The 8,631-nt window shown below is 72.8% G+C and carries 7 protein-coding genes; 3 read left to right on the top strand and 4 right to left on the bottom strand.

The window, feature by feature from the left end:
- Positions 1–53 precede the first annotated feature (53 nt).
- Together D456_RS0118265 and D456_RS24470 are read right to left on the bottom strand one after the other, a co-directional pair.
- Entirely contained in the window at positions 54–239 is a 186-nt protein-coding gene (locus D456_RS0118265; RefSeq protein ID WP_017577628.1) for a hypothetical protein, read from the bottom strand.
- 134 nt (positions 240–373) lie between these two features.
- A complete protein-coding gene (locus D456_RS24470; RefSeq protein ID WP_152442609.1) occupies positions 374–2,284 on the bottom strand; it encodes an AfsR/SARP family transcriptional regulator in 1,911 nt (636 codons plus the stop codon).
- A gap of 202 nt (positions 2,285–2,486) precedes the next feature.
- Here D456_RS24470 and D456_RS0118255 point away from each other — a divergent pair, with 202 nt between their 5' ends.
- Together D456_RS0118255 and D456_RS0118250 are read left to right on the top strand one after the other, a co-directional pair.
- Complete coding sequence (locus D456_RS0118255) at positions 2,487–3,446, top strand: MurR/RpiR family transcriptional regulator (protein WP_026115995.1); 960 nt, start codon at positions 2,487–2,489, stop codon at positions 3,444–3,446.
- Between the two features lie 12 nt (positions 3,447–3,458).
- Complete coding sequence (locus D456_RS0118250) at positions 3,459–4,457, top strand: N-acetylmuramic acid 6-phosphate etherase (RefSeq protein WP_026115994.1); 999 nt, start codon at positions 3,459–3,461, stop codon at positions 4,455–4,457.
- A gap of 89 nt (positions 4,458–4,546) precedes the next feature.
- Here the strand turns inward: D456_RS0118250 and D456_RS0118245 are convergent, their stop codons facing one another.
- Positions 4,547–6,163 (bottom strand): DUF885 family protein, encoded by a 1,617-nt coding sequence (locus D456_RS0118245; RefSeq protein ID WP_017577624.1) that lies wholly within the window; start codon positions 6,161–6,163, stop codon positions 4,547–4,549.
- A gap of 93 nt (positions 6,164–6,256) precedes the next feature.
- Between D456_RS0118245 and D456_RS0118240 the strand changes: the two genes are divergently transcribed.
- Positions 6,257–6,949 (top strand): SanA/YdcF family protein, encoded by a 693-nt coding sequence (locus tag D456_RS0118240; RefSeq protein ID WP_026115993.1) that lies wholly within the window; start codon positions 6,257–6,259, stop codon positions 6,947–6,949.
- Positions 6,950–7,036: 87 nt separating this feature from the next.
- On the opposite strand, the gene D456_RS0118235 is transcribed toward D456_RS0118240, so the two are convergent.
- Complete coding sequence (locus D456_RS0118235; RefSeq protein ID WP_017577622.1) at positions 7,037–8,488, bottom strand: hypothetical protein; 1,452 nt, start codon at positions 8,486–8,488, stop codon at positions 7,037–7,039.
- Positions 8,489–8,631: the final 143 nt, after the last annotated feature.

Below are 8,631 nucleotides of genomic sequence, written 5' to 3'. Positions count from 1 at the left end.
CGGTCAACCCTGGCATCGATCACTCACCCGGGTGAACGTTCCCGGCCACGGCACTAGGAGAAGGCCAGGACCAGCGCGACGACGATGCCGACAGCGAGCACGGCCCCCACACCGGCCAGGACCAGCGGCAGGATCGGGCGGCGAGCGGACTCGTCCGGCTCCGGGTTCTCATCGACGAAACGGCGGAAGTGCTGGGTGGTGCCCGCCGGGTCAGGGTTGGGTTCGTTGTTCTGTGCCATGGACCTGAGACTAGCGACTCACATGAGCGGTGAGGACCCCTCCGAGAAGATCCGACCGATTCGGCGTCCCTCTTGGGCCCGCGGTCCCTGTTCCTGGTCTGCGCACGACCTCGGCCGACCCATCGGTGTCCGCGTCACCCGGATGAAAGCCAGACGTAAGACGTGTCCCCCACACTCTGCCCGGGCGAGCCGGGAGCGGCCGGTACTTCCCCGCGGTCGCGACGGCCCGCCACGGGCCCGGCGTGCATGACGGAGGCCATTCGGGCCACCGGGGTACGAGCCTGCGCCGGGTCCACCCCCTCAACCGCACGCACCAGGTCGGACACGGTGTGTCCTGGGCGGGTGCGCAGCCATGCCACCGCCATGCGCAGGGCCAGGGGGAGGCCCCCGCAGACCTGGGCCAGAGCGTGCAGGTCCGGCCCTGGACCCCGGTCCAGGAGGGTGGCGAGCAGGAGTGCTGCGTCACCGGCCCCGAGCGGCCCGACCTCCGTGGCCCGGACCCCGTCGCGCACCAGGAGGTCGGTGAGCCAGGACCGGCTGACCACCACGGCCGCACACCCGGGTCCGGGGAGCAGCCGGCGGACCTGCTCCCCGGACCGGGCGTGGTCGAGCAGTACCAGGACGCGCCGCCCGGCGAGGGCCCCGCGGATCCGGGCCGCACCCTCCTCGGTGTCGCGGGGCGGACGGTCCGCGGTCCCGGGGTCGAGAACGCGCAGGAGCCGGCGCTGGACCTCTCCCGGTCTCCGCGGGACGCCGTCCGGGCCGCGCAGGTCGACGTAGAGCTGGCCGTCCGGGAAGGCGTCGAGGACCGAATGTGCCCAGTGCAGTGCGAGCGCGCTCGTGCCGGTTCCCACAGGGCCGCGCAGGAGGACGGGGCGGGGGCGGTCGCCGTAGGGGTCGGCGAGCCGGTCGAGGTCGGCCAGTGCTGCGTTGCGCCCGATCACCGGCCCGGGGTCCGCGGGGAGCACGGACGGTACCGGTGGCGTGGACCGCGGCTCCGGGAGGTGCGGCGCGGCCGGTCCGGGAACGCCCTCGTGAGCGGGGAGAGGAACGTACCCGTGTCCACACGCGCACCTGGGGGCTGTGGCGGGCGTGCACACGAGGGGTAGGCGCCGTCCGAAGGAGCGCGGTCGGGGAACGGTGGACGGCCGGCGCGTGTCCGCGACCGGTCCCCCGGAGCCGGCCCCCGAGGATTCGAGGGCCGTGTTGCCGTACGCCTCGGGGCCGGGGCCGGTGTCCGCCCGTCCGGTGGTCCGGTCTCCCCCGCTTCCGGGGTCGTCCAGCAGCACCGCACGGTAGACCGAACACAGTTCACCCCCGGGCTCGGCACCCTGCCGCTCGGCGAGCGCCCTGCGGGTCCGCTCGTACACACGCAGGGCCTCGCTCCGTCGGCCGCAGCGGTGGAGCGCCGCCATCCGCATCCGGGCCAGGGGTTCGCGTTCGGGATGGTCGGCGGTGATGTCGCGGATCCGCACGGCCACCCGTTCGTCGTCGCCCAGGGCCAGGGCGGCGGCGCATCCTTCCTCTGCCACGTCCAGGAGTTCCTCGGTGATCGGGGCGATCTCCTCCTCGTGCAGCGTGTGCCCGTGCACGTCCACCAGGACCGGCCCGCGCCACAGTTCCAAGGAGCGGGCGTAGAGGTCGGTGCACGTACGGTGGTCGCCCTCCCGTGCGGCGTCGCGGGCGGCGCGCACCAGGGAGCGCAGTCGCAACAGGTCGCACTCCTGTTCCAGGAGTTCGACCCGGTATCCGCCGTCGTCGCCCAGCACGAACGGCGCACCGAGCTTCTCGGTGAACAGCGCGCGCAAGCGGGCCACGTGTACTTGGAGGGCGCCCCGCCGGTCCTTGCCCTGCGTGTTCCGTCCCCACATGCGGTCGGCGAGGACCTCGGCCGACACCGTGTGTCCCGCGCGCAGCAGCAGGGTCGCGAGCAACGCACGACGTTTGTTCCCGCGCAGCAGCAGAGGTTCTCCCCCGGCCTCGACGGTGAGACGGCCCAGCAGCCCCACGCGTACCCGCGGCTCGGCCCGGCCGCCCAACGACACTCCACATCCCCCCTGCACGGCGCTCCCGGGTGTGTTCGCACCGACCCGTGGCGCCTTCGGTGACCAGCGTGCCCGGTGAGCTGGGGCGACGCAACGCATCGGGGGCACTTGCCGCACGGAGTCGCACTTGGAATCCTGGATTCTCCCGAATTTTCCCCCCACCGCGTTGACTCTGCACCACGACCGAAAGAAACTTTCCTCCATGGCGCAAATTCCGAAACCGCCCGACGGACACGAAGAGGCCTCACAGGTGTCCTCGTCCCCGGTGCCCACGACGGTCCTGCGGATCCGTTCCCTGTTGCCGTCCCTGGCCCCTGCCGAGCGCCGCGTCGCACAGCGCATCGTCGACGACCCCGAACGGGCCGCGGCCTCGTCCATCACCCAGCTCGCCAAGGACTGCGCCACCTCCGAGGCCACCGTCATCCGCTTCTGCCGCACGATCGACTTCAGCGGATACCGCGAACTGCGCCTGGCGCTGGCCACCGAGGCCGGGCAGGCGCGCGGGGCGCGGTCCTCCACGGCCGAGCCCTCCAGTGACATCAACCCCGACGACACCCTCGCCTCGGTCGTGCACAAGATCGCCTACACCGACGCCAAGGCCGTGGAGGAGACCGGCGCCGCCCTCGACGTCGGGGAACTGCGCGCGGTCATCGACGCCATGGCGGGGGCACGGCGCGTGGACGTGTACGGGGTGGGCGCGAGCGCGTTCGTGGGGGCCGATCTGCAGCAGAAACTGCACCGGATCGGGTTGACCTCGTTCGCGTGGTCGGACGCGCACGTGATGCTCACCAGCGCCGCGGTGCTGGGCGGGGACGACGTGGCGATCGGCATCTCCCACAGCGGGGCGACCCTGGACACCGTGCAGGCGTTGACGGAAGCGGGGCGGCGCGGCGCGAAGACCGTGGCGATCACCAACTTCCCCCGCTCACCCATCGGGTTCGCCGACCACGTGCTGACCACTGCGGCCCGCGAGACCACGTTCCGTTCGGGTGCCACCGCGAGCCGGCTGGCGCAGCTGACGGTGGTCGACTGCCTGTTCGTCGGGCTCGCCCAGATCCGCTACACCGACAGCCGCACCGCTCTGGAGACGACCTACGAGGCGGTCCGCGGACTCCGGATGAACGACGATCGCAGACGCCGCCGAGGCGGCACGGAAGAGTAAGGGAGCACCCGGGTGCGGACCGAAGAGGAGAGGGCTGTGGACGAGGGCGAGATCCCGTCGCGTAACGGGGGCGGCACGGCGGCCGGGAACGAGACCGTCATCGTGCGCGCGCCCACCGAGGAGCGCAACTCGGGCACCTACGACATCGACCTGCTCCCGGCGTTGGGCATCCTGCGCGAGATCAACGCCGAGGACACGACCGTCCCGCGTGCGGTGGGCGCGGTCCTGCCGGAGCTGGCGCGGGCCGTGGAACTGGGAGTGGCGGCTCTGGAGAACGGTACCGCCATCCACTACTTCGGCGCCGGGACCTCGGGGCGGATCGCGACCCAGGACGCGGCGGAGCTGCCCCCCACCTACGGTGTGCCGCCCGAGTGGGTGGTGGCGCACCACGCCGGCGGCAACGACGCCGTCCAGCGTGCCGTGGAGGGTGTGGAGGACGACTGGGAGAGCGGACGCGCGGACGCCGCCGGTGTCGAGCCGGGGTCCCTGGTGGTCGGGCTGGCCGCGAGCGGGCGCACGCCGTACGTGGGGGGCGCTCTGGAGGCGGCACGGGAGCGTTCGGCCCGGACCGCGCTCATCAGCGCCAACCCGGACGCGCCCCTGGCCGAGGGGGTGGACGTGCACGTGGGGGTCGCGACGGGCGCGGAGGTCATCGCCGGTTCCACACGTATGAAGGCCGGGAGCGCGCAGAAGCTGGCGCTGAACTCGTTCTCCACTGCGGTCATGGTGCGGATGGGGCGTACGTTCTCGAACCTGATGGTCGGTGTGGACGCCACGAACGGGAAGCTGCGCGGCCGCGTCGTGACGATCCTGACCCAGGCCACGGGGCTCGGGAAGGACGAGTGTGCCCGCGCGCTGACCGCTGCGGAAGGTGACACCCGTACCGCCCTGGTGTCGCTGTTGGCCGAGGTGGACGCAGACCGTGCAGCGCGTGAGCTGGACCGGGCCCAGGGTCGTGTGCGCGCGGCCCTGTCGGCGCTCGGTGTCCCGGGGCAGGAGCCCCACGCCTGACCCGGGTGCACGGCGCGGCCGGGGCCGCGCCGTGCACGCACCCGCCGGAGGTCCCACGGCCCGGCTCGCGGGACCCGCTTGTGCGCGGGTCAGCCGCGCTCGACGGCGGTGCCGAGCAGGCCGATGGGGGGCGAGCCCAGGGAGAGCAGGGCGCGGTGGAAGCGCGCGAGGGAGAACCCTTCTCCCCAGGCGCGGCGGGCCCGTTCACGCACGGCGAGGATCTCGAGCTTGCCCCACGTGTAGCGGCCGTAGGTGGGGTCGAAGGTGGCGCGTTGTGCCTCGGCGCGGGCAGCGGGCCCGCGCAGCGGGGTGTCGGTCTCGAAGCGTGCGGCACCCTCGGCGACGTTCGCGCCGCCGGTGTGCATGGCGATGGCCACCGACAGGCGGGTGACCCGGATCAGGGCCTCCACGTACACGCCGATCTCGTAGTGGGCCGGGGTCCACGTGTACCCGTCGAGGAAGTCGGCGCCGGCCACGCGCTCGGCCGCGTAGTCACCGAAGCCCTCCTCCAGGAGCATCTCCTCCGCGTAGTGCGCCCACCCTTCCGCGAAGGTCATCGAGTGCAGTGCGGCACGCACGGGGTTCCTCAAGGCCCGCATGGACCGCCAGTGCGAGAAGTGTCCCGGTGCGACCTCGTGCACGCTGACCGCGGGCAGGGTCGTGTGGCTGAACATCTCGAGCCATTCGGCGCTCTCCTGCGCTGTCCAGGAGGGCTGTGGCGGGGGGATGTAGTAGTACGACGGGCCGGCGTCCTCCCAGGGTCCGCCGCCTGCCATCATCGCGGTGGCCCAGCGTTGCGACTCGGGTGAGGACTCGACCCGGCACTCCCCGTTGTCGTCGGGCACCAGGCCGCGCTCGGCGGTGAAGTCGCGTGCCAGGCGGGTCCAGTGGCGGGCCGCCTCCAGCACCCGGTCGGCGGAGGGTGCGCGTGCGGTGAGTTCGCGGGTGACCTCCATGGGATCGCGTCCCGGGGCCAGGCGTGCGGTCGCCCGGGCCAGGCCCTCGAGCAGGCGGTCGCGTTCCTCGTCGGCGCGGCGGGCGAGCACCGACAGGTCCACGTGTGCGGCGTCCGGGACCCCCATGAGCCGGGAGAGCCGGTCCGCGCCCAGAGCGGCTTCCGCGGGGCCTTCCTCGGCAGCCTTGCGTACGTGGGCGACCAGCCGTGCGTGTGCCTCCAGCGCGGCCTTCCTGTCGTCTGCGGGCAGGTCGGCGGGGAGGTCGGCGCCCACACCCTCGACCGCTCCCATGAGGGAGCGCGCGATGGGAGCGGACACCCGGTCCAGGGACCCGAGTGCGTTGTCGACCAGCCGCGGCCACTGGCGCACGTGCTGCGCCCGGGCACGGTCGCGCTGTTCACGCGGGGCGTACTCGCGCTCGTAGCCGGACAGGTCCATCTCCGCCACGTGCGGGAGCGGGTTGGAGCGGTACTCCTCCAGCTCGAGATTGTTCAGGCGCAGTCCGTCCTCGAAAGCTGTGGCGTGGGCCTCGTCGTGGGGGTCTTCGTAGGGGTGGACCGCCTCGGCGTCGAGGCGGCGCATCCCGGCCTCGACCCCTTCGGGCGAGAGGTCTGCGACGACCCCGTCGTAGTCGTGCATCCCGACCAGGTCCCTCATGAGGCCGGGGACGAGGTCGGTCAGGGCTCGCAGCCGTGGCTGTAGGGCGTCGATCTTCCGGGGGGCGGGGGATCTCGGTGACTCGTGGGGCATGTCGGCGACCTTAGCCGTGTGTGGATCGTGCCCGCAGCACGGTTGCCGGATCCGGCCAGGAACCTCTCCCCGGTGCCGAGCGTCCACCGGGGTGTGACCGATCCTGACTCTTCTTCCCGCCGTCCTGTCCGTACCCGGCTGGTGCTGGGCTCCGCGGCGGTCTTGTGTGCATCCGTCGCCGTGTTGTGTGTCCTCGCGTTCGTCCGGCAGTCGTACACCACGGCGGAGCACCGCTACACGGTCGCGGACGTGCCGGACCGCCCCGTGGCCGTGGTGCTGGGCGCGGGGGTGCGCGCGGACGGTCTCCCGAGCCGGATGCTCTCCCACCGCCTCGACATGGCCGCGGAGCTCTACGGGAACGGGAGCGTCGAGGCCGTTCTGGTCAGTGGCGACAACGGGGACGAGCACTACAACGAGACCGACACCATGGCCGCGTACCTGATCGAGGCGGGGGTTCCCGAGGAGCACGTGGTCGGCGACCACGCGGGTTTTTCCACGTGGGACACCTGCTCGCGGGCGGCGGAGGTCTTCGGGGTGCGGGAGGCCACGGTCGTCTCGCAGGACTTCCACGTGCCGCGTGCGGTGCGGTTGTGCCGGGCCGCCGGGATCGACGCGGTGGGTGTGGGCGAGTCGCTGATGGGCGAGCGCAGCACGGGCACGGTCCATGGCTGGGTGCGGGAGGTCCCTGCCGCTCTGGACGCGGCGGTGACGGCCTGGTTCACCCCGGACCCGACACTGCTCGGTGACCGGGAGACCGGTGTGGACGAGGCGCTCGCCGACCGCTGACCTCTCCCCCGCCGCGTGGGGCCGGCCCCACGCGGCGGGCACGGGCGGTGTGCCGGCCGCGTGGGGCCGTGGTCCGCCGGAACCGGCTCAGCGGCCTCCGCCGAAGAGTCGGCCCAGCAGCCCCTGGGGACGCTCGGGCACGGCGGGGCCGGCCTGCGGGGCGGGCTCGGGCTCCTCGGCAGGCTCCTCCGGTTCGGTTTCCACGCCCATCAGGGCGCAGTAGTCCTCGGCGTTGTCGGGCAGTGCCCAGGCACGCAGGGTCGCGAGGAACTCCTCGTCCTGCCATGCGGAGGCGGGCAGCTCGGCGATGCTCCACAGGACCTTGAGGGTCTCCTCCTCGTAGTCGGTGCTCGCGTGTTCCTCGGTGGTGTGTTCCTTGGACCGCGGGCCCAGGACGAGTTCCAGGCCCACACCGGTGACGAGCGCGCGCGAGTCCTCCTCGCCCTTGATGAGCCCGGGGAGGATGTCCAGGCGCAGACGGCGGGCGCGTTCGCCGGCCCGGCCGAGGGCGAGGAAGCCCAGCACCTGCGGGGAGCGGTTGCCGCAGTGGGGCCACGACTCGTTGAAGAGCCCTTCGTAGCCCATGTTGGTGCCTCCGCCGCGGCCGATGCGGCGCAGCGCCTCGCGCGGGGTGTTCTCGCCGTGGATGAGCACCATGGCGACCGAGGCGGCGTAGGAGTTGTACAGGTTCCCGCCGGCCATCTGGTGGGTGAGGCCGATCCCGGTGTCGATGTCGGCGGGGTCGGCGAGCAGCCCCAGGGCGAACAGTTCGGCGGGCAGGGGTTCGCCGCTGTCCCTGGCCTGGTTCAGGGCCTCGCGGAAGCTGGTGGGCTGTTGCGGGGTGGGGCGCAGGTCCTTGGCCAGGAGGACGTGGGAGGCACCGGTGATCTCGGAGACGATGCGCTCGGACTCCGAGGGCAGGAAGCCCAGCACGTAGCTCACCCACTCGCCGGCGCGGTCCATGCCTCCGCGGTCGGCGCTGTTCTTGAGCAGTTCGACGAGGTCGGGTACGCGGGCGCACACGGCGAGGTAGGTGTCGAGCTCGGCCCGGAGCAGCGCGGCTCCGTCGTCGTGCTCCATGACGGCGAGCCGGTTGCGCATGCGCTGGTAGTGCTGCTCGTCCGGCGCCTCCCGGGCCCATTCGCGGTACTGCTCGCGGACCTTGTCGGCTTCGTTGGCGGTGGCCCAGGCGACCTCGTCACGCCACTGGTCGAGGTCGCGGGCCTCGGGGAAACGGTCCTCGGCGTGCGCGCTGACCAGTTCGAGCAGCAGGCTCAGGGGACGGTAGCGGTCGGTGGCCGGGGTGGTCCCGGCGCAGGCGATGTCGACGAGGAAGTCGACGGCCTCGGGTGCGGCCCGGTGCCCGGGTGCGGGGAAGTGGATGATGTCGTGGAGGTCGGAGACGGCGGCGTCGCTGCTCGCGAGCCGGCCGAGCAGCTCGGGGATGCGGTCTGCGTCCTCGGGGGCCAGGGCGGCCCAGTCCACGCCGTGTGCCCCGCTGGGGACGTCGTTGGCGTCGTTTCCGGTGGTGGCGTTCATGGCCCCGATTATCCCGCTCCGGGCGCGGGTTGCGAACCGCGAGCAGGTGCTTCCCGGGTCCGGGTGCCGGCGGGCTGCCTCCGCAGAGCTCGGGGAGTGCGCGGGCCGGCCCCTCGGGCGCGGGCCGCTGCGTCGCCGTCCGC

This window comes from Nocardiopsis kunsanensis DSM 44524 (genome assembly GCF_000340965.1).
GTDB classification, from domain to species: domain Bacteria; phylum Actinomycetota; class Actinomycetes; order Streptosporangiales; family Streptosporangiaceae; genus Nocardiopsis; species Nocardiopsis kunsanensis.
This window is presented reverse-complemented; position numbering and strand designations above follow the sequence as displayed.

What these genes read in the sequence shown, in the direction of transcription:
- D456_RS0118255 (WP_026115995.1), top strand. Translation starts at nt 2,487, where the DNA reads ATGGCGCAAATTCCGAAACCGCCCGACGGACACGAAGAGGCCTCACAG.
- D456_RS0118265 (WP_017577628.1), bottom strand. Translation starts at nt 239, where the DNA reads ATGGCACAGAACAACGAACCCAACCCTGACCCGGCGGGCACCACCCAG.
- D456_RS0118235 (WP_017577622.1), bottom strand. Translation starts at nt 8,488, where the DNA reads ATGAACGCCACCACCGGAAACGACGCCAACGACGTCCCCAGCGGGGCA.
- D456_RS0118245 (WP_017577624.1), bottom strand. Translation starts at nt 6,163, where the DNA reads ATGCCCCACGAGTCACCGAGATCCCCCGCCCCCCGGAAGATCGACGCC.